11 protein-coding genes, 1 rRNA gene, 1 pseudogene, 1 CRISPR repeat array and 1 other annotated feature (1 of these 15 cut by a window edge) are annotated in these 20,922 nt (G+C 63.8%); of the genes and pseudogenes, 4 read left to right on the forward strand and 9 right to left on the reverse strand.

Going from position 1 to position 20,922, the window contains the following annotated elements:
- The first annotated feature begins 6 nt into the window (after positions 1 to 6).
- The gene (locus HALKA_RS0115195) at positions 7 to 1,350 is read left to right on the forward strand and encodes an orc1/cdc6 family replication initiation protein (RefSeq protein ID WP_018258804.1); all 1,344 of its coding nucleotides are present in this window, start codon (positions 7 to 9) and stop codon (positions 1,348 to 1,350) included.
- Positions 1,351 to 1,787: 437 nt separating this feature from the next.
- On the opposite strand, the gene HALKA_RS19665 is transcribed toward HALKA_RS0115195, so the two are convergent.
- From HALKA_RS19665 to HALKA_RS0115220, 5 genes and pseudogenes are all read right to left on the reverse strand, one after another.
- Complete coding sequence (locus HALKA_RS19665; RefSeq protein WP_018258805.1) at positions 1,788 to 2,078, reverse strand: hypothetical protein; 291 nt, start codon at positions 2,076 to 2,078, stop codon at positions 1,788 to 1,790.
- Between the two features lie 236 nt (positions 2,079 to 2,314).
- Positions 2,315 to 5,101: a CRISPR direct-repeat array (repeat unit 30 nt; unit sequence GTTTCAGACGGACCCTTGTGGGATTGAAGC).
- Between the two features lie 125 nt (positions 5,102 to 5,226).
- Positions 5,227 to 8,580 (reverse strand): annotated as a pseudogene (gene grpE / locus HALKA_RS19985) (nucleotide exchange factor GrpE); the annotation flags it as partial.
- A 66-nt stretch (positions 8,581 to 8,646) separates the two neighbouring features.
- Complete coding sequence (locus HALKA_RS0115210) at positions 8,647 to 9,669, reverse strand: threonine ammonia-lyase (protein WP_018258806.1); 1,023 nt, start codon at positions 9,667 to 9,669, stop codon at positions 8,647 to 8,649.
- A gap of 87 nt (positions 9,670 to 9,756) precedes the next feature.
- Entirely contained in the window at positions 9,757 to 10,317 is a 561-nt protein-coding gene (locus HALKA_RS0115215) for a helix-turn-helix transcriptional regulator (RefSeq protein WP_018258807.1), read from the reverse strand.
- Positions 10,314 to 10,979 carry a hypothetical protein gene (locus tag HALKA_RS0115220; protein WP_018258808.1) on the reverse strand — a complete coding sequence of 222 codons (666 nt, stop codon included), beginning with the start codon at positions 10,977 to 10,979 and terminating at the stop codon, positions 10,314 to 10,316. Before HALKA_RS0115220 ends, HALKA_RS0115215 begins: the two co-directional genes overlap by 4 nt.
- 304 nt (positions 10,980 to 11,283) lie before the next feature.
- Here HALKA_RS0115220 and HALKA_RS0115225 point away from each other — a divergent pair, with 304 nt between their 5' ends.
- Positions 11,284 to 12,237, forward strand: a complete 954-nt coding sequence (locus HALKA_RS0115225; RefSeq protein WP_018258809.1) for a hypothetical protein — start codon at positions 11,284 to 11,286, stop codon at positions 12,235 to 12,237.
- Positions 12,238 to 12,432: 195 nt separating this feature from the next.
- Here the strand turns inward: HALKA_RS0115225 and sod are convergent, their stop codons facing one another.
- The 4 genes from sod to HALKA_RS0115245 form a co-directional block, all read right to left on the reverse strand.
- On the reverse strand, positions 12,433 to 13,035 hold the full coding sequence (gene sod, locus HALKA_RS0115230; protein WP_012807413.1) for a superoxide dismutase [Mn]: 603 nt from the start codon (positions 13,033 to 13,035) through the stop codon (positions 12,433 to 12,435).
- Between the two features lie 203 nt (positions 13,036 to 13,238).
- Positions 13,239 to 13,439, reverse strand: coding sequence for a ribbon-helix-helix domain-containing protein (locus HALKA_RS0115235; protein ID WP_018256768.1), 201 nt, complete (start codon positions 13,437 to 13,439; stop codon positions 13,239 to 13,241).
- Positions 13,440 to 13,603: 164 nt separating this feature from the next.
- Positions 13,604 to 15,955 (reverse strand): heavy metal translocating P-type ATPase, encoded by a 2,352-nt coding sequence (locus tag HALKA_RS0115240; RefSeq protein ID WP_018258810.1) that lies wholly within the window; start codon positions 15,953 to 15,955, stop codon positions 13,604 to 13,606.
- A gap of 239 nt (positions 15,956 to 16,194) precedes the next feature.
- Complete coding sequence (locus HALKA_RS0115245) at positions 16,195 to 16,938, reverse strand: helix-turn-helix domain-containing protein (RefSeq protein ID WP_018258811.1); 744 nt, start codon at positions 16,936 to 16,938, stop codon at positions 16,195 to 16,197.
- A gap of 410 nt (positions 16,939 to 17,348) precedes the next feature.
- Here HALKA_RS0115245 and HALKA_RS0115250 point away from each other — a divergent pair, with 410 nt between their 5' ends.
- The gene (locus HALKA_RS0115250) at positions 17,349 to 18,299 is read left to right on the forward strand and encodes a hypothetical protein (RefSeq protein ID WP_018258812.1); all 951 of its coding nucleotides are present in this window, start codon (positions 17,349 to 17,351) and stop codon (positions 18,297 to 18,299) included.
- Between the two features lie 534 nt (positions 18,300 to 18,833).
- Positions 18,834 to 20,305: ribosomal RNA gene (locus HALKA_RS0115260) — 16S ribosomal RNA — on the forward strand.
- A gap of 379 nt (positions 20,306 to 20,684) precedes the next feature.
- Positions 20,685 to 20,922 (forward strand) — a sequence feature (23S ribosomal RNA rRNA prediction is too short); it runs 295 nt beyond the window's last position.

The raw sequence follows: 20,922 nt of genomic DNA on the forward strand, positions 1-20,922 counted from the left end.
GGTATCATGGGTGACGGCGACGACCAGCAGTCACTGTCCCAGTCTATCAAGGGACGACTTCAGGAGGGCGTGCAGGACTCCGTTTTCAGGGACAAGGGTCTCCTCGATCCGGATGCCGTTATCGACGAGGACCGCATCGTCGGTCGCGACGAACAGCTCGAAGACATCATCACGTATCTCCGGCCGGCGCTGCAGGGCAACCGCCCGCCGAATATGCTGCTCTACGGCCCGTCCGGGACCGGCAAGTCTCTGATCATCAACGCCGTCTGCCAGCAGGTACTCGAACTGGCAAACAGCCAGGACATCGACTTCGGCGTCGTCGAAATCAACTGCCAGACGCTCAAATCACACGATCGAGCCGTCTACCAGCTCGTAGAAAACGCCGCGGCGAAAGCAGGCGTCGAGGTCGGCGTTCCACAAATCGGGGTCTCCACGAGCCAGAAGCTCAACCGTTTCTACGATATTCTGAGTGAACACTTCGAGTCGGTCATCATCATCCTCGACGAGGTCGACCTGCTCGTCGGTCGCCAGCGGGATCCAAACGACGAACCGGCGTACTCGAAACTCCTGTATCAGCTGTCCCGGGCCTCTCAGCTGGGCCGGATCGACCAGCACGTCTCGGTCGCCGCCCTCACGAACGATCCGCGCTTCATGGAGGAACTCGACGGTCGTGCCGAGAGCTCGTTCAACCCTCAGGACGTGGTGTTTTCGGACTACGACGCCAACCAACTGCAGGCGATCCTGGAACGCCGACGCGACGCGTTCCAGGAGGGGGTCCTCGAAGACGGGATCATCCCGCTCAGTGCTGCCTTCGCGGCACAGGATCACGGCGATGCGCGGAAAGCGATCGACCTGTTCCGGACGGCAGGCGAGATTGCGGATCGTGCCGGCGACGACACGGTCCACGAACAGCACGTTCGCGACGCACAGGAAGAGGCCGAACGCGACCGGACGCTGACCCAGATGCAGGGCCTCTCCTCCCAGAAGAAGCTCTCGCTGTACGCGACCGCGGTCGTCCCGGTCTACTCGAATCGCAACCTCAACGCCGTCCCGAGTACGGTCGCCTACCGCGTCTATCAGTATCTCACGGAGCTTCTGGACACGGACGAGAAGTCTCGGGACTCCTACCTCCGGTACATGGGCGAGGCCGAGACCTACAACTTCGTCACCTCGGAGAAACGGGGCCGTGGCTACGGCAGCGGCGTCCACAAAGAGTACACGTTCGTCGACGATCCAGAGGTCGTCGCCGAAACGCTGCGCTCGGACATCCGACTCGAAGAGGTCGAGCAGGACGAGTCACTGATCCAGTCCGTCGTCAACGCTCAGATCGAGGACTTCTTCGAGGGGTGAGGCCGCGCGGGTTCTGGGATCCTCCGATCCAGCTCGTACACGCCGATCGCTGTCTCTCGCTCACGCTGACTGTTTCATCTCGCACATGGGGTGATCATCTCGCAGACGGTGTGGTGCCGACCTCGCGATCGATCATTTCGCAGACGGAGTGTGCCCAAGTCACTTCGCACACGGGGTGGGTGTGTACCACTCACTGGCGGCGGCGACACGGCTCCGGCGCGAACCCAGCACGGTACACCGCTTCACTTCGCACACGGTGTCGGTCCCGCTCCCGGCGCGATTCATCTCGCACACGGGGGGTGGTGTTCCGGACACGACCCGAGAATCACTTCGCACACGGGGTGTGTTGCACTCGCCCCAGCCACTGTCGCTTCGGGCGACGACTACGCCGGATCAACGGGACTTTCGTACTGCGAACGAATCTGCTCGCCGTCGCATCACTGCCAGTAGTAGTATCGGTTGCCGTCGATCTCCTTGACCGTGATCGTCGCCTTCGCCGGGACGCTGTCGGGAGGATCGTCGGGTCCTTCCTCTCGTTCGCGGGCTCTGTCGCCGTCCGCGCCGTCGCCGTCGTCGGCCCCATCCGGACGATCACTCCGTTCGCGAAACGCTGCGAGGGCCTCGGCGTAGTCCGCGATCTGGCGGAGACGGGCCGGCGAACACTGTTCGAGTGCGTCGCCGAGATCATCGGGCAGGTCTCCCGGCGGCGTCGGCGGATCGTCGCTCACTTCGATCAGTCTGTAACCAACACAGACCCCACTACCGTCGTTCTGTTGGTTAAGGCGGTCGAACAGACCCCTCTGTCGCCGGCTTCTCGCCACGTCGACGGTGTCTCGCCTGCCTACCGACCGAGGAAGTACGTGTTTCCATCGACCCCCGGGGGGTTCGAGGGGTATCGAGGGTCGACGGAAACGATGAAGTGCAAACAGCAAGTAGCGGTGTATACGTGGTCAAATCGGCCATGGTTTCAGACGGACCCTTGTGGGATTGAAGCACGCTCTTGTAAGTGGTGTCATAGTTGAGATTCCGAGTTTCAGACGGACCCTTGTGGGATTGAAGCACGAACTGGCGAACGCAGAAGCCGTGGAACACGGCGAGTTTCAGACGGACCCTTGTGGGATTGAAGCTCGACTCGGATCGAGCGGCGTCGCCGTCGACGGGTTTCAGACGGACCCTTGTGGGATTGAAGCCGCGCACTGGTCTCGTCACCTCGATCGAACTCGTCACGTTTCAGACGGACCCTTGTGGGATTGAAGCTCAGCGATGTTACTCGGGGTGTTGTCCCCATGTCTAGTTTCAGACGGACCCTTGTGGGATTGAAGCGACCGCGAGAGCAACAGTAGTTTTTCGTCTGACAGTAGTTTCAGACGGACCCTTGTGGGATTGAAGCAGGATGGGCGTCGGCTCCGGGCTGGCCGGAGCGTGTTTCAGACGGACCCTTGTGGGATTGAAGCCAGTCGTCCGCTTGAGAGGCTACTATCCTCTGCGGCGTTTCAGACGGACCCTTGTGGGATTGAAGCTACCGGATAGTTTTGGCACTCAGAGCCGTCAGAACACGTTTCAGACGGACCCTTGTGGGATTGAAGCTTGTTAGAACCGGGACGAACAGTGCGGGTGAACCGAGTTTCAGACGGACCCTTGTGGGATTGAAGCTCACCGTCCGTCATGTTGTGCAAGCCCCCAGTCCCATGTTTCAGACGGACCCTTGTGGGATTGAAGCCCAACGTGGGAGTCGAGAAACGCACTGGTTGACCGCGTTTCAGACGGACCCTTGTGGGATTGAAGCCGGCGACGGAACTGATACGAACATGACTGACAACGACGGTTTCAGACGGACCCTTGTGGGATTGAAGCTCGACTACACATGAGCAACTACACTTGCCCGATCGAGTTTCAGACGGACCCTTGTGGGATTGAAGCCCCCTCGCCGCCGGGAAGTGTCAGAATGCGGCAAATGAGTTTCAGACGGACCCTTGTGGGATTGAAGCGAGACCCATTACAAGACCGAACGCAGTTGGTGGAAGGTTTCAGACGGACCCTTGTGGGATTGAAGCCTCGATCTCATTGAACAGCCTGCGTAGTCCCGCCCGCGTTTCAGACGGACCCTTGTGGGATTGAAGCTTCGCGGCGATGTCGAGATAGCCCTGCGCTCGGTTTCAGACGGACCCTTGTGGGATTGAAGCCGCGAGGGAGTCCCGAAGCTCGTCCAGGTCGTCGAGTTTCAGACGGACCCTTGTGGGATTGAAGCTCACCCGACCAGACGAAGATCAGCAGGTGCCACCAGTTTCAGACGGACCCTTGTGGGATTGAAGCAATTACCAAAGGACTGCTGATAGAACCCGGGAGTTTGTTTCAGACGGACCCTTGTGGGATTGAAGCCGAACCTCACCGGCTCCACCGAGGAGAAGATTGAGTTTCAGACGGACCCTTGTGGGATTGAAGCCAGACGATCACGACCACGACGAACGAATCGGGCTACGTTTCAGACGGACCCTTGTGGGATTGAAGCGAGAAACGCCTGGTACAGATCCGCCGAGACATCTGCGTTTCAGACGGACCCTTGTGGGATTGAAGCGTGCCACTCTGCGTAGTTCCATACGCCATCTGAGCGTTTCAGACGGACCCTTGTGGGATTGAAGCTACCACCATCCCGACCGGCGCGATCGTCGTCAACGGTTTCAGACGGACCCTTGTGGGATTGAAGCCTGATCGCAGCACTTGCGATCATTGTCCGGGTCATGTTTCAGACGGACCCTTGTGGGATTGAAGCCTCGATTGGGATGGTTCCACTATCAAACGGATTGTCGTTTCAGACGGACCCTTGTGGGATTGAAGCAGTGCCGAACTTGAGAGCGATGCACCGGCAGTGATCGGGTTTCAGACGGACCCTTGTGGGATTGAAGCACGCACCCAGCAACAGGTAGCCGTAGGTGGCGATGGTTTCAGACGGACCCTTGTGGGATTGAAGCCGGGACGACCAGGTCGACGTTCGCGGTGGTGTTGTGTTTCAGACGGACCCTTGTGGGATTGAAGCTGTGCCTTGATACTCCCATGTCCCGTCAAGAATCTCGTTTCAGACGGACCCTTGTGGGATTGAAGCGCTTGAGGGCGACGACGACAGTTATCAGCGAAGGTTTCAGACGGACCCTTGTGGGATTGAAGCACTCAAACCCTTGATTCGACAGTCGAAAAGTACGGGTTTCAGACGGACCCTTGTGGGATTGAAGCGGGGGTCGCTCATGCTACTCGCTCCCCCTTGCGGGCGTTTCAGACGGACCCTTGTGGGATTGAAGCAACACTCGAACCGGAGACGACGAAACGTGGAACGAGTTTCAGACGGACCCTTGTGGGATTGAAGCACCGACGACGGCCGCGTCGATCGGCAGTTCGCGATGGTTTCAGACGGACCCTTGTGGGATTGAAGCGGCTTGCCGATTAGTGTTTGCGGCCTGTGAGTTGCGTTTCAGACGGACCCTTGTGGGATTGAAGCGCGGAGTACAATCGCGTCCCGACGCCGCTGCTGGACGTTTCAGACGGACCCTTGTGGGATTGAAGCGATGTCCGGAGGCGAATCTGATGTCTGACGACACCGTTTCAGACGGACCCTTGTGGGATTGAAGCTTCGCGCTGCTGTCCGGTCCCTGGTAGAGGGAGTAGTTTCAGACGGACCCTTGTGGGATTGAAGCTATCCTGGCGAGTTCTCGCCGTCGACGCACGAGGGGTTTCAGACGGACCCTTGTGGGACCGAAGCTAGACGGAATCGTCCGGCGACTGCCACAGGGCTTCCAGATCGTCTCGCAGATACCGGATCGATTCGTACCGGTCCCGCTTTGCGGTCGCCAGCGCCGTGCGTACGATCTCGTCGAGTTCGGGTGGCACGTCGTCACGATCGGCACTCGGGGCTGGCGGTGGCCCGTCGTCGCGGACGATTCGCTTGCGGACGGCGAGGCGGCCGCCGCTCACGGGGGGCTCGCCGCGTAGCATCGCGTACAGCACAGCGCCGACCTGGTAGATATCCGTGACGGCGTCCGGTTCGCCGAAGGTCTCGGCGTCGAACTGTTCGGGCGCGGCGAAGTGCCGTGAGAAGCCTTCCATCGAGTCGGTTCGGTCCAGTAGCTTTCTCGCGAGGCCCCAGTCGGCGAGCTTCGGCAGGTCCCAGCGTGACGGTGTCGTTTCGGTGAAGAGGACGTTCCCCGGCTTGACGTCCAGGTGGGCGATCCCGTACTCGTGTGCGACTTCGAGCGCGCGGCAGAGACACTGCGCGATCCACACGGCCTCCTCGACTGGCAGCCCCTCGGTGCCGTCGAGTCGCTCGGCGAGGTCGCCGCCGTCCATGTACTCCATTGCGATCCACGGACGGGTGTCCCCGACGTCGACGACGCCGACGATGTACTCGTGGGAGCGCCACCGGCGGCTCTCTCGCTCGCGGTCGTCGACGGTCCGCCACGTCTGTGCCCGCTGTAGAAACGAACTGATCGCGTCGTGTGTCAGGGTCCGCTCGCCGCGAGCCGGTTCTTTTAGTGCGATCCGGGCCGGCGACTCGATCGCCGGGTGGGTCGTCTCGTACACGACCGCCTGGCCGCCGGTGCCCAGCGTCGCGCTGATCTCGAAGTCCTCGTAGCTCACCGACCGTCGCGGTGGGCTCGGGAACTGCTCGACGGCCGGGGCACGCGCGTCTCTGACCGCTCGATCGAGTGTGTCGCTCGACCGGCCGGGATCGGGCTGCCCCGTGGCCGCTGTGACACGTTCCGCTGGAGAACCGGCGCTGACGACCACCGTCGCCTCCCGGCGCACCCCACCGTCGCGCTCGTATCCGATCTGCTGGACGGAGACGATTCGCCCCTCGGGGACGGAGCTCTCTGTCGAGGAGACCACCCGGTGGCGGTACGGGTCCGTCTCGGCCCCGCCGTCGGGATCGACGAGCACGAGTCCCGCCGCTTCGAGCCCGCGGTCGATCCGGCCGACCAGCGCTTCGAGGTCGTCGTCGGCCAGCCCCGTCGACGTGTCCTCGTCGAGCAGTGCCCGCAGCGAGTCCTCGACGGCCGCCAGCTCGCCGACGAGCCGGTCGCCCACCTCTTCGCCGTCCTCGTCGCGTTTGTCCGCACTTTCCGTGTTCGTCCCGACGATCGACTCGACGTTCCGGGTCGTCTTTTCGAGGTTGTCGCGGAGATCCGCTACGTCGTTGTCGATCGACCGGCGACAGTAGAGGACGCCCCGGTGGAGCTGGTTGCGTACGTCGAGGGCCTCGTCGATCAGCGTCTCCTGGTCCAGTCGGGTACCTGGCTCCTGGCTTTCATCGGCCGCCGCTTCGTTTTCGTCCCGGCTATTGGCGAACTGGGGCGCGGGCAGATCCCGTGTGCCCCGCCGTCCTTCCGGTCTCTGTGTCGGCAGTTCGCCGTGGCCGGGCTCGATTGTGACCGATTCACTGCCGTCGTCGTGTTCCGCTTCGACGTTGATCCGCCGGTTCTCGTCGATGCTGACTCTGAGCTCGATGGTCGGGGTCCCCGCCGGTGCGGGTGGCACGCCTGTCACCGTGAACTTGGCGAGGAGCTCGTTTTCCGCGGCGGATTCGTGCTCGCCCTGGTACAGTCGTATCGGTACCTGTGTCTGTCGGTCTGTCGTCGTGGTGAATCTCGCGGATTCCACCGTGGGGATCGTGGTGGTTTGCTCGACGACGCGCTCGAAGCGACCGTCCTCGACAGCGACGCCGAGCGATCGCGCGGTCACGTCCAGCAGCACCACGTCGTCGACCTCGCCGACCAAGATGCCCGCTTGCACGCCCGCACCGAGAGCCGTGGCTTCGGCCTCGTTGACGCGCTTTGCGGTCCGCTGTCCCACCAGGGTCTCGATGCCGTCTCGGACCTGTGGAATTTGGCTCGCGCCCCCGACGAGGACGACCTCGTCGATGTCGTCCGTCCCGTGGCGACTCCTCGACAGCACCGTTCCAGCCGACTCGACGACGCGCTCGACGAGGGGCTCGGTCAGCGACTCGAAGCGTTCGCGACTGAGTGTCGCGGCCAGGTCGAGGGGGCCGCCGTCTGTCGTCGCGACGTAGGGAAGTTCGATCCGCGTTCGGCTCCGCGAGGTGAGTTCGACCTTCGCGTCTGCCGCGGCGTCGGCCAGCCGTCTGTGCGCCTGGCGGTCCTCGCGCAGATCGATTCCATGCTCCGCTTCGAACTGGTCGGCGAGGTAGTCGACGATCGCTTGGTCCCAGTCCTCGCCGCCCAGGTCGCTGTCGCCACCGCTGGCCACGATCTCGTAGACGCTGTTTTCTATGTCTACCAGCGAGACGCTCAGGCAACCACCGCCGAGATCACAGACCAGCAGAGTCCGCTCGGCGTCGTCGCCGTGGCCGTAGCCCATCGCCGCGCTGGCGGCGTCGTCGATCGTCCGCTCGATCTCCAATTCGGCGATCTCGCCCGCCCGCCTGATTCGGCTCCGCTGGCGGATCGACGCGGTCGCGGGCACGGTGACGACGGCCCTCTCGACTGGTCGTCCGAGGGCGCTCTCGGCGTCCGACCGCAACTTCTCGAAGAACGCGGCCGCGAGCTCCACGGGTTCGTACGCCGTGCCGTCACGCTCGACCGCGTCGTCACCGTCGAAGAGGGCACGCTTGATCGACGTGATCGTCTGCTCTGGGTGCGCGACCGCCCGATCTCGCGCTGCTTTGCCGAGCAGTTGGTTCTCCTCGTCGTCGACGGACAGCGCGGACGGCGTGGCGCGATCTCCCTCGCTGTTGCGGAGGATTTCTGGCTCGCCGTCGCCCGGGACGGCACAGACGCTGTTGGTCGTCCCGAAGTCGATACCGAGTATCGCGCCCCCGGTCGACCGTCCGGTGGTCGGCTCTGCCGTCTCGACCGCGACGCCGTCGAACTCACGCTGTCCCTCGATCTGGAGTGTCGCGTCGCCGGTGCCGTTCTGGACCGAGACCTGCAGGACTCCCGCTCTGTCGACGGTGAACGTGACTGCTACGTCCGGCACGCCCGCGGGGGCAGGTACGAGGCCGGAGACCGTACACTCTCCGAGCCGCTCGTTTCCATCGACACGTTCCTGATCGCCCTGGAACAGACGGATCTGGACCGTCTGCTGGTTGTCTTCGGCCGTCGTGAAGGTCTCTGTCGCCGACGCCGGCAGCGACTGCCCTCGGGAGAGCAACTGCTCGCAGTGGCCGCCCTCGATCTCGATGCCGACGCTCGCGGCCAGCGCCGCTCCTGGCTGTGTCCCTCCCATTCGTTGTCTGCCTTCTCTGGCTCCTCTGAAATAGGTATTGGGGAGTGTCCCCGCGAGCCCGGCCGATCAGGGCGCGCCGTCGAGGATGTCGGTCAGCTTTTCGGGCTCGATGTTCCGGCCCGAGATCGGGAACACGATCGTCGATCCCGCCAGTTCGTCCGCGCGCTGTCTCATCGCCGCCAGGCTCGTCGCACAGGCACCTTCGATGGGCACCCTCTCGTCTACGAACAGATCGCGAACGCCTCGCCGGAGGGCCGCTTCGCTCACGAGCCGGAACCCGTCGAGTCGCTCGCGGAGGACCGTCGTCGTCAGCGCGAACGGGACGCGCGTCGCGACACCCTCGGCGAACGTCTCCATCCGATCGTGGGGTTCGAGCGTGTCGTCGGCCCAGGCGCGGTGCATCGCCGGTGCCGCCTCCGACTGGGCTCCGATCACGGTGGCGTCCGTGAGCGCACCCACAGTCAGACAGTAGCCGGCGGCGCTGGATCCGCCGCCGATCGGGCAAAACAGATAGTCGAGGTCCGGCAGCGTCTCGACGATCTCGAGGCCGGCGGTCCCGACCCCGGCGACGAGGCTCGGCTCGTTCGCGGAGTGGACGTATCGATAGCCCGCCTGCGCGGCCAGGGACTCGGCGTGCTCTCGGGCCTCGTCGAAGTCAGCGCCGCGGAACTGCACGTCGGCACCGAGCCGTTCCATCGCGGCCACCTTCGCGGCGTTGGCTGCCTCGGGCACCACGATGGTCACCGGCACGTCGAACGCACGGCCGGCGTAGGCGACCGACTGCCCGTGGTTGCCGGTGCTCGCGGCGATCAGGCCCGACTCGCGGAACTCGTCGTCGAGGCGCGACGCGAGGGTGACGCCGCCGCGGACCTTGAACGCCCCGGTCGGCAGGGTATCCTCGCGCTTGAGGTACACGTCGGCGTCGAACTCGGCCGAGAGGGACTCGCTCCGGACGAGCGGCGTTCGCGGGAGGTGGTCGTCGACGACGGGACGGGCCTCGTACACGTCGGCGGTCGCTGGCGGGGTGAGATCGTGATACGGGAACACGGTCGTCGCATCGGGGGAGGGAACAGGGCTGTACTCGCTCACGGGGGCCTGTTACAGGCGCTCCGAATTAACCTTTCATATCGTCTGGTCGACGGTCCCGGCCCCGCTGCCAGCGCGGTCGAAAGCGGATCACGAGAGGACGACGACGTTACCCATCCCGCGGCGCTTGCGCTCGATGAGGTCCCGCGCTTCGAGGTTGTCCAGCGCCCGGCTGACGGTCGCTTTCGACACGTCGGTCTGCTCGACGATCTCGCTCTGTGGGAGCACGCCGTCGGCGTCGAGTACGGCCTCGTAGACGATCCGCTCGTTGCTCGCGAGCCGGTCTGCCACTTCTTCCCACTCGCTTCGCCGGGCCGCCAGCAGTTCCGACGGCGCTGTCTGCTCGCCGTCGCCGCCGGCTGGGCCGTCCGGCTCTGGGACCGGTCGGTCCGCTGGCGACACAGGCTCGCCGTCGACGAGGAGGACGGTCGCACTCGCGCCAGCGGCGAACGCCGCGATCGTGAGTGCGATCGCGTCCCCGAGGCGAAGCGACGGACCCAGCGTCCCGGTCCGCACGCTCGCGTCACCGACTACGACCGTGATCGACGGCGGCGTGATGAGGTGGGCGACTATCGCGACCGTCACAGCCGTCGCGGCGACGAAGGTCCCGGCGGCGACGAGCGCTCGGCGGTCGCGGCTCTCGTCGCTCATCGTCCACGAGGGGACGCGCCGGACCCCTCTCTGAGCCGGACGAACGCGTCGACCGTCTCGTTTTCCAGATCCACGACGACGCTGTACCGCGTCTCTCGTTCGACCGGATCGACGACCACCAGCGCTCGCCGGTCGCTGACTCGCCGTTCGGTCCGCTCGACGACGACGCCGTCGGCTCGCTCTCGCAGGGTGAACGCGGAGTCGTTGGCCGGCGCGAGCTGCGTCCACGCCGTCTGTGGATCCGCTCCCGCCACTGCGGCGGTGTCGCTTCGGACGGACTCGGGGATCGGTCGGATCGTGTACACCGCGCCGTCCGGCGCGGACCCGTCGGCGAACGCCCCCGCCGTCCGCACGACCTCTTTGGCACGCTCTCGGGTCGCGAGCGGGAGCTCGACCGGTTCGCGCGGTGTCGTCGTCACGACGAGGTGACTCCCGCGACCGGTGATCTCGACCCGCTTGACGGTACGCAGATCGGCGACCACCGTCCGGTCGCTCTCGCCGCTCGTTTCGACGAGCTGTGCGCCGTCGATCGCGAACTCGTGTTCCGCGGGTGGTGTGACCGCCGCAGTGACGCCGGTCACGGTCGCGAACAGCGCGATACTGCCGCCGAGGACGCCGAGTGCGAGGACCAACACCACTCGGGACCGCACGACCGTCTTCATGTCTTCCGAGACCGAACGTCCTCCCAAGAAGGTGCTGGTTTCCACCGGTTTGAAACGCCTGAAACGGGTACGAAACGCGTTTCACACCTGTTTCACGGCCGTTTCCAACGGACACTTACAAGCCCTTTCTGTCAAGCCACAGGTGGCGAGATCGGGCCGGCTCCCGTGGGCGGTCGCCGTCGACCGTCGGTCGAGATCCCGTCACACGCTCTCCACGAGTCACTCTCGACCGCCCGCAACGCTGACCCGGTCGCTACACGAACACACATGACACGATCCAGTCCCCGCCAACGGAGTGGTACAGATGCGACGTGAGTATCGGCTCGCAGCCTACGCGCTGGCCGTTTCGGCGCTCCTCCTGGCCGCCAGTGGCGCGGTCGTCGTCGCCGACGGCAGCGTGGCCGACCCGACGGACGAGTCGCCCGAACCGACGAACGACACCGTCTCCACGTCCGGCACCGACACGGAGACCGTCGACGTATCGGTCACCAACGCCAGCGCAACGACGTTCACGGTCAGCGAGGCCGGCCGTACGTGCGGCGGCGCGCTCCGGGTCGACGATCCGAACCGGACCCGGACCGACGTGCGCGTCGACGGCGTCACCGTCACGCTGATCGAGGCACACGGCGGCGAGGCCTTCGACGAGATCGACCGACAGCGATTCGCGGCGCTGGTCTGGGACGAGTTCTCGACCAGCGCCGGACTCGGCGAGTACGAGCACGTCGAACTCCGAGTCAACCAGTACTACGAGAGCGTCGACCGCGAGGAGCCGACCGACACCGTCGGCGTTCGCGCCAGTCCCGCCGACGGCTGTCTCCCGAGCGTCGCGGGGACGGTCTCGCTCGACGACGAGTCGGTCGACGTGCGCTCCGCACGGCCGACGCTCGACGATCTCGACCTGACGGTCACGGACGCGATCGGCGTCCTCGACGACGAGGAACGGACGCTGGTCGAGCGACTCGTCGAGAACGACTCACAGGCCAGCTACACCGTCCAGCAGCGGTTCGACGATCCCAGTGCGCTGGCGGCGACCGTCGTCGAAGCGACCAACGAGGGCGAGGTCACACTCGAACTCACGGCGTCGTCGTCGGACAGTCCGACCGTCGTGGTCCGGATCGATCTCGAAACTGAGAACGTCGTCACCGCCTACACGAAGCTGTCGATCGAGAGCGTCGACACCGATACCGTCGTCGTCGACGGCAACGAGACGGTGACCTTCGAGACGAACGGTACCACGTCGTCGACCAGCGGCGACTGATACGGATTGTTGTAGTGCTTACCGGTGACCGTCGCCACGGGGTAAACCGTCTCCCATCGTTGGTATCTCTGGTGCAGGAATCGGCGGGAGAGTGGTAACAAACCGCGGTCTGGTGAGGCGTCGGACGGCGCTCGAACCGTCAGCGCCCCCCAGCGCCGACGTGATGCCACACAGTCGAGCCGCCTCGACTGCGCGCTACTCGAACTGCTCGACGACCTGTTCGTAGCGCTGGCTGGGCTCTTCCCAGTCGACGACTTCGAAGAAGTTGTCGACGAACTCGCCGCGGGCCGGCCCGTAGTCGTGGTAGTAGGAGTGTTCCCACACGTCCAGCGCGAGGACGGGGTGGCTCCCCCAGAGCGCGCCCTGGTCGTGCTTGTCGACGACGACGTTCCGGAGCTGGTTGCTGAACGAGTCGTACACCAGCAGCGCCCAGCCACCGGCGGCCGAGGCGGCGGCCTCGAACTCGCCTTTCCAGGCCTCGTAGGAGCCGAAGTCTTCCTCGATCCGGTCGGCCAGCGCGCCCGAGGGCTCGTCGCCGCCGGTCGGGCTCATGGACTGCCAGAACAGGTCGTGGAGGACGTGCCCGGAGCCGTTGTGCGTGACGTTCCGGAGTGCGCCCGACGAGGAGGAGAAGTCGCCCGCCTCGCGGTTCGCTTCGAGCGTCTCTTCGGCGGCGTTCCAGCCGTTGACGTAGCCCTGATGGTGGGTGTCGTGGTGCCAGGTCAGGACCTGTTCGCTGATGTGTGGTTCGAGCGCGTCGTAGTCGTACGGCAGCGGCGGCAGTTCGTGTTCGCTCATTGCATCCGATAGAACGCCCGAAAGCGACTTGAACGTTCTCTGAACGAGATTTTTGTAGCCGAAATGACTGCTCTACGACCCTCTCTCATACGGTTTATGAGGGTGTCATAGAAGTCTTCACACACTATGGTCGAGATTGTGATTATTATAGAGCGTTACTAGCTTAGAAAGCCGTGCACTTGGTGCACGGTGCGTTGAAATGTTTAGAGTATCCCTTTTCGTTTCCGAATTATGATTTCTCTCACTCGTTCAGCGTGATTTGACTCGGATTGAACGAACGCTGTGAGGATGGCCTCGACGATCTCGGAGCGGCTGGCTCCGAGATCGTCACACTCAGCAACTAATTCGTCCACTTCTTGTACGATCTCTTCGTCAACAGCAACGCCGAATTTCTCTTTGCCCATATCTATAACCCACTAAAAATGGCGTGCACCAAGTGTACAGCGTTTTGAGGAAGTCAACGAAACCATGAGAACCGTTCTATGACACCCTCGTTTATTGTAGTTGCTTACCGGTGATCGTCTACTCCGTGGCGACGATCACCGGTAAATCGCTACAATAATCCGTATCACTCCTCGAAGAAGCGATCCGGTGTGACTCGGGACAGTCGCATGGCGTTTCCGGTGACCCCGAGGCTCATTCCCATGTCGCCGACCACGACCGCCAGCGCGACGCTGACCAGTCCCAGGGGCACACCGAGTGCCAGCACCGCCTTCACGCCCAGACTCGCCCAGATGTTCTGCCGGATGACGCTGTTTGCTTCGTTAGACAACGTATACAGATACGGGAGCTTCCCGATGTCGTCGCCCATCAGCGCGATGTCGGCCGTTTCGAGAGCGGTATCGGTTCCCGCGGCCCCCATCGCAACCGCGACGTCGGCGGTCGCCAGCGCGGGCGCGTCGTTGATCCCGTCACCGACCATGGCCACGTCGCCGTGGCTGGCCTGTAACGACTCGACGGCGTCGACCTTCTCGTCGGGCAGCAGTTCGGCGCGGTACTCGTCGACCCCGACGCGGTCGGCGATCGCGCGGGCGGTCCCCTCGTTGTCGCCGGTGAGCATCACGACGTGTTCGACGCCGAGTTCGTGGAGTCGATCGACTGCCTTCGAGGCCGCCGGGCGAACCTCGTCGGCGATGGCGACGACGCCGAGCAGTTCGGTGGCCGTGCCGACGAGGACGACCGTCTTCCCCTCCGCTTCGAACTGCGAGAGCGTGCCGGCTTCGAGGTCGGCACAGTCGTCCCGGTCACACTCATCGTCGGTCGCCTCGACGACGGTACCGCCGTCGGGACGGGCGTGGGCGTGTGACAGATCGAAGCCCAGTTCCTCGAACAGCGCGGGCTTGCCGGCGTAGTACGTCTCGCCGTCGCTCTCCGCGCGGAGCCCCTTTCCGGTGATGCTCTCGAACGCCTCGACGACGGGCAGCTCGCCGACCGCCGATTCTCGGGCGCGCTCGCGGATCGCCTCGGCGATGGGGTGCTCGCTGCGCTGTTCGAGGGTGGCGGCGTACCGGAGCAGCTCCGTCTCGCTCGCCTCGCCGAGGGGAACCACGTCGGTGACGGCGAGCTCGCCTTTCGTGAGCGTCCCGGTCTTGTCCAGCGCGACGGCGTCGACGCCGCCCATCGCTTCGAGGTGGTTGCCGCCCTTGATGAGGACGCCGTTCTTGGCGGCGCTCGTGATGCCCGAGACGACCGAGACGGGCGTCGAGATGACGAACGCGCACGGGCACGCGATGACCAGCAGCGTCAGCCCGCGGACGAACCAGGTCTGCCAGCTCCCGACGAACGTGTGGCCGATCCCGGCGACACTGACGGTCGCGCCGCCACCGATGAACAGCGGCGGGAGCGCGGCCGTCAGTATCGCCAGCACGACGACCGTCGGCGTGTAGTAGCCGGCAAAGCGGTCGACGAACTGCTCTTTCTCGGTCTTCTTTTCCTGTGCGCCCTGGACCATCTCGATGATCTGGGAGAGCGTCGACTCCGAGGCCGACGACGTGGCCTCGAACTCGAAGTACCCCTCCGCGTTGATGCTGCCGGCGTACACCTCGTCGCCGGCGTTCTTGTCGACGGGGACGCTCTCGCCCGTGATCGGCGATTCGTCGACCGCGCTGGTGCCCTCGACGACCGTGCCGTCGAGTGGAATCTTCTCGCCTGGGCGGACGACGACCGTCTCGCCGACGGCCACGTCCTCGGCGGGCACGGTCTCCTCGTCTCCGTTCCGACGGACGGTCGCTTCGTCGGGGGACAGCTCCATCAGTTCACGCAGCGAGTCCCGCGCCCGATCCATCGCGTAGTCTTCGAGGAGCTCTGCGATGCTGAACAGGACCGCGAGCGTCGCGGCCTCCACGAAGTAGCCGATTCCCGTCGCGGCGATGATCGCCGTTCCCATCAGGAGGTCGATGTCGAGGCTCCTGTTTTTCGCCGAGTAGTAGCCCCCGTGGACGACCGGGGAGCCACTGACGACGATCGCGACGAGGAACAGCCCGTCGGCGAGATGAAGCGAGAGCTCGAAGACGCTCCCGAGAGCGACGTTCTGGCCTCCGAGGACGAACTCGAAGAGGAGTCCGAGCGTCACGAACGCGGCTCCGATCCACGTCTTGACGGCCCGAGAACTCCGCCAGATCTCCGCCGGAGGAGCGACCTCGATCCCCTCGCCGGACGAGTCGCCCGGCTCTCCGCTGACCTCGTAGCCGGCGCTCTCGATGGCTCCGCGGACTTCGGCCTCGCTCGTCTCGCCCGTGTCGATGGTCACGATCGCCGTTCCGGTCGTCGGCTGGAGGGTCGTCTCACGCACGCCGTCGACGCGCTGGAGGCTCTTGTCGACTTTCTGTGCACACGACGGACAGTCCATCTCGGGGACGGTCACCCGGACGGTCGTCTCACCCGGTCCACCGTCTCCCGCCGTCTCCGATTTGCTCGACATTACGTACTCGTTCGGGCCACAGTTCGATAAGCCCTCATTGGAATATTCCAACCCCGCCGTCGGCCCCGCTCGCTCGCTGACTCACGCCGTCGACCGTCTGCTTCTGGTGCTCTCCTCTCGGCGTACCGTCCGTCGTCACGGGCCGACAGCCTGCAATCCCATACTGCGGGCTGTCGACGTTTCTCGACGGCCGTCACACGGAGGTGTCGTCCGTCGTCACGGGCCGACAGCCCGCAGTATCAGTCGTCGCTCGCCAGCTCACCCAGCAACCGCTCGTCGGCCACGTACTGCTTTGCCAGTCGCTCTTCGGCCCGTCGCAGCCGGTAGGTGAGTGTCGACCGCGGCACGTCCAGATGAGAGGCGAGTTCGCCCACGTCGACCTCTCGGGGCGATTCGTAGTAGCCGTGTTCGACGGCGGCCCGGAGCGCGGCCTCCTGTTCTGCCGAGAGCGAACCCGATCCGCTCGTCTCGCCCTCCGCCGATGTCTCTGCCGTCCGGAGCATCTCCGTCCGAGCGCAGTCCCCGACCGCCGTTTCGAGCGCGTCGAAGAAGGTGGTGACGTCACCCGCTCCCGAGTGTATGATCCGCCACGTGTAGTGGCGACTCTCGTGGCGCGTCTCGAAGAGGACGCCGTTACCGAGGTGGTCGCGCGCGATGTGGGGCACGGAGTCACAGTCCGGCGTCCGCTCCCAGTTCGAGTAGAGCACGAGTGTGTCGTCGGCGTGATCGAGCACCTGCGTCGTCTGGGTCGCGCCACAGTGGTCGGTCGCCAGACAGTCCGCGTAGTAGTCTGCGTCCAGAACGGCATTTTCGAGGGCGCTCAGCGCCTCGGGCGATCCGGTGGCGTGGTCGACCCGCCAGAGCTGATCCGCGGTCGCGTGCAACGAGAGCGACCGAATCCGGGCCTCGGGGTGGTCGGCGAGCGTGTCGGCCACCCTGTTGCAGCCGGGTTCGTACTCCAGGGCGAAGACGAGTTCGCGCATACCCTCGCTACGGGTCCCCGCGACTTGACGGCTTCTCTGTGGCACCTCCTCTGGGCGACGCGCTCGGAGACCGGCGATTCGCCGATGCCGAACCGCTTCGGCACAGGTGTCTTTCACTCACTTCGGGAACTAGCACGGGACGACCGTAGCGATCGCCCTGCCAGATCGGCCGCTCGACCGACCTCGTCGACGCCGTTCGAACCGGTGGAACCACGAGTGACTGTCGCCCGCTCGCGTCGCCGTCCCGAGTAGCAAACTGTTCAGGGACCTGCATTGTGTGGTCCCACGACGACTCCACGTAGACCAGCCAAGACACGACAGTAGAGGGACGAACTGTGGTGTACTCGTGGACTCAAAGCCGTCTTTGAATCTTCCACAGACCAATGGCTTTCCCACTCTGACACTGTGGTATGGAACGCAGAGCGTTTCTGACGACGATCGGTGTCGGACTGACGGCGGCCGGTGGCTGTCTCTCCCCCGGGAGTGCGGACTCTCAGGCCACAGACCCCTCGACGGACACGACGCAGTCGACCGGGCGCGATCGATTCGAGGGGGCACTCGTCGAAACCGGCGAGACTGTCGAACGCACTGTGGGCACGGGGACTCTCAAAGAGCGCGGCCGCCGTCGACCCCACCGCGTCGCGATCACGAACTCGACCGACGAGCGCAAACGGGTGACTGTCTCTCTCGAACGGTCCGGTACTACTGTTCTGGCGGAGGCGTTCACACTCCGATCGGCGGCGACAGTCGAAATCGCGCTCACGGAACTGGGAAGGTACGCCCTCACAGTGACCGTGCCAGCAGCCGACGCGACGGAGACGATTTCTCTCGGTCCCGATCACTTCACGTGTAACGTGACGAAAACGTCGATCGGGATACAGGACGATGGCTCTCTCGACGTACTGTCCACGTCCACGCGCATGGCCTGCCCCGGCGTCGTCACCGAAGAGGTCTCGGCCGACGCCGTCGCCTCACGTCCGCTCGGGGCCGATTCGAGCGACGACGACCGGGAAGAGACGACGCACGGCGTCTCCCTCCGAAACGAGTCCGATCGGACCTGGACGGCTCGTCTCCTCGTCGACAGCGACGCCGGTCCCCTGTTCGACGGCGTGTACACCGTCGCCCCGGGCGGACGTGTCCGCCTCACGCTCGCCGAGCGTGGCACCTACTCCGTCTCCTTCGACGTGCTCGAAACCGGCGAGACTGCGACCGAAGCGGTTCCGTCTTCCTCGTTCGACTGCAACAAGTCCTCGACGCGGGCGACGATCGACGCCGACGGCGAACTGTCCGTGAGTACGATGACGACGCTCATGGCCTGGCCCGAGCCGACGCCGGACACGACGACGAACTCCTCGTCGTAGTACGACCTGACCACGCTACGAGCGGTTTTCGCCGTCTGTGGTGTCGCAGTGCTGTTCGACTCTCGGCCATCGTCTGATCGAACTGGCCCACCTCGCCGTGACGCCTATCGTCTCCGAGGAGTCCGCCGAGCGCCTCCCTACTACCCAAAAACGGCAATTCCGAACCCCTCTCTCCCTGACGCTGTCTTGTGGTTTCATTACCCATGCTGCCGTCGAACCGTTGGCCTTTTATAGTCTCCTCTTTCACAATTATATCCGTACGAGGGATGACGGACGCCGGGTTGCTGCCCGCTACGTCACCCCGGCTCTCGGCGACTTCGGTCGTCGACGAGCTAGCGAGCGAGCGTGCCTCTGATCGCCGCCTCGCGGTGGTCGACACTCTCGCGAAGTATGAGGATCCCACCCCTGCGGTCCGCCGTCAAGATGGGATCTGATGTGAGCCCTGACGGACCCAACACGATGTAGCTGGGGAGGGATACCCCAGCGTTTGCTTCCGACGGAGTGATACCTTTCCGCCGCTGACTATGTCAGCACATTCCGGTTGATCCTGCCGGAGGCCATTGCTATCGGAGTCCGATTTAGCCATGCTAGTCGCACGGGCTTAGACCCGTGGCATATAGCTCAGTAACACGTGGCCAAACTACCCTATAGACCATGATAACCTCGGGAAACTGAGGCTAATCGTGGATATCGCATTCACGCTTGAACTGCCGAATGCGAGAAACGTTCCGGCGCTATAGGATGTGGCTGCGGCCGATTAGGTAGACGGTGGGGTAACGGCCCACCGTGCCAGTAATCGGTACGGGTGGTGACAGCCAGAACCCGGAGACGGTATCTGAGACAAGATACCGGGCCCTACGGGGCGCAGCAGGCGCGAAACCTTTACACTGCACGACAGTGCGATAGGGGGACTCCGAGTGCGAGGGCATATAGCCCTCGCTTTTTTCGACCCTAAGGTGGTCGACGAATAAGGACTGGGCAAGACCGGTGCCAGCCGCCGCGGTAATACCGGCAGTCCGAGTGATGGCCGCTGTTATTGGGCCTAAAGCGTCCGTAGCTTGTCGTGAAAGTCTATCGGGAAATCGACGCGCTCAACGCGTCGGCTTCCGGTGGAAACTGCACGGCTTGGGGCCGGAAGACTCAGCGGGTACGTCTGGGGTAGGAGTGAAATCCTGTAATCCTGGACGGACCACCAATGGCGAAAGCACGCTGAGAAGCCGGACCCGACAGTGAGGGACGAAAGCCAGGGTCTCGAACCGGATTAGATACCCGGGTAGTCCTGGCCGTAAACGATGCTCGTTAGGTCTGCCGTGCACTACGAGTGCACGGTGAGCCGAAGTGAAGACGATAAACGAGCCGCCTGGGAAGTACGTCCGCAAGGATGAAACTTAAAGGAATTGGCGGGGGAGCACCACAACCGGAGGAGCCTGCGGTTTAATTGGACTCAACGCCGGACATCTCACCGGTCCCGACAGTAATAACGACGGTCAGCTTGACGAGCTTACCCGAGTTACTGAGAGGAGGTGCATGGCCGCCGTCAGCTCGTACCGTGAGGCATCCTGTTAAGTCAGGTAACGAGCGAGACCCGCATCCGTAGTTGCCAGCGATACCCCGAGGTAGTCGGGTACACTACGGAGACCGCCGACGCTAAGTCGGAGGAAGGAACGGGCAACGGTAGGTCAGTATGCCCCGAATGGACTGGGCAACACGCGGGCTACAATGGTCGAGACAATGGGTCGCGATACCGAGAGGTAGAGCTAATCTCCCAAACTCGGTCGTAGTTCGGATTGTGGGCTGAAACTCGCCCACATGAAGCTGGATTCGGTAGTAATCGCGTGTCAGAAGCGCGCGGTGAATACGTCCCTGCTCCTTGCACACACCGCCCGTCAAAGCACCCGAGTGAGGTCCGGATGAGGCCATCATGCGATGGTCAAATCTGGGCTTCGCAAGGGGGCTTAAGTCGTAACAAGGTAGCCGTAGAGGAATCTGCGGCTGGATCACCTCCTACTGAACGGGACCAGGCCGACGCGCCTGGCCCACCTGCTGTTACCGTTGGTCGAGCGTGACCAACAATCTGGTCGGAAGACCGTGTTGGGCCGTCAGGGCTCACAAGACCCATCCGAGGTGGATCTCCCTTCGGGGAGGCCGGGTGCAACTCCCGGCGGGTCCGTATCTCGTAGCAGTTCCGAACCGAGCCCCTTAAGTGTGGGACGGCGCTCGGATCTGGTACGAAGACCAGTGCACTACTCCGTGCAAGCGTGGGTAGGAAGGGTNGATGTACAGACCGGGTCGCACCGGCTGTACTGATGACACCGCGTGTACGTGCGATCCAGGCGTCCACTGGACTCGTGCAATTTCATCGAGTCACAACCAAATTTGACGTTGGCTACTGTGCCGCCTGGTGGATAGCTCGGCTCGGAAGCCGATGACGGACGTGCCAAGCTGCGAAAAGCCATGGGGAGCCGCACGGAGGCGAAGAACCATGGATCTCCGAATGGGAATCCCTCTTACAATTGCTTCGCGCAATGGGGAACCTCGAGAATTGAAACATCTTAGTATCGAGAGGAACAGAAAGCGCAATGCGATGTCGTTACTAACCGCGAGTGAACGCGACACAGCCCAA

Origin of the sequence: Halomicrobium katesii DSM 19301, from assembly GCF_000379085.1 — an archaeon.
GTDB lineage: Archaea > Halobacteriota > Halobacteria > Halobacteriales > Haloarculaceae > Halomicrobium > Halomicrobium katesii.

Excerpts from the sequence above, each read along its gene's own strand:
- HALKA_RS0115195 (WP_018258804.1), top strand. The coding sequence starts at position 7 with ATGGGTGACGGCGACGACCAGCAGTCACTGTCCCAGTCTATCAAGGGA.
- HALKA_RS0115215 (WP_018258807.1), bottom strand. The coding sequence starts at position 10,317 with ATGAGCGACGAGAGCCGCGACCGCCGAGCGCTCGTCGCCGCCGGGACC.
- HALKA_RS0115220 (WP_018258808.1), bottom strand. The coding sequence starts at position 10,979 with ATGAAGACGGTCGTGCGGTCCCGAGTGGTGTTGGTCCTCGCACTCGGC.
- HALKA_RS0115225 (WP_018258809.1), top strand. The coding sequence starts at position 11,284 with ATGCGACGTGAGTATCGGCTCGCAGCCTACGCGCTGGCCGTTTCGGCG.
- sod (WP_012807413.1), bottom strand. The coding sequence starts at position 13,035 with ATGAGCGAACACGAACTGCCGCCGCTGCCGTACGACTACGACGCGCTC.
- HALKA_RS0115235 (WP_018256768.1), bottom strand. The coding sequence starts at position 13,439 with ATGGGCAAAGAGAAATTCGGCGTTGCTGTTGACGAAGAGATCGTACAA.
- HALKA_RS0115240 (WP_018258810.1), bottom strand. The coding sequence starts at position 15,955 with ATGTCGAGCAAATCGGAGACGGCGGGAGACGGTGGACCGGGTGAGACG.
- HALKA_RS0115245 (WP_018258811.1), bottom strand. The coding sequence starts at position 16,938 with ATGCGCGAACTCGTCTTCGCCCTGGAGTACGAACCCGGCTGCAACAGG.
- HALKA_RS0115250 (WP_018258812.1), top strand. The coding sequence starts at position 17,349 with ATGGAACGCAGAGCGTTTCTGACGACGATCGGTGTCGGACTGACGGCG.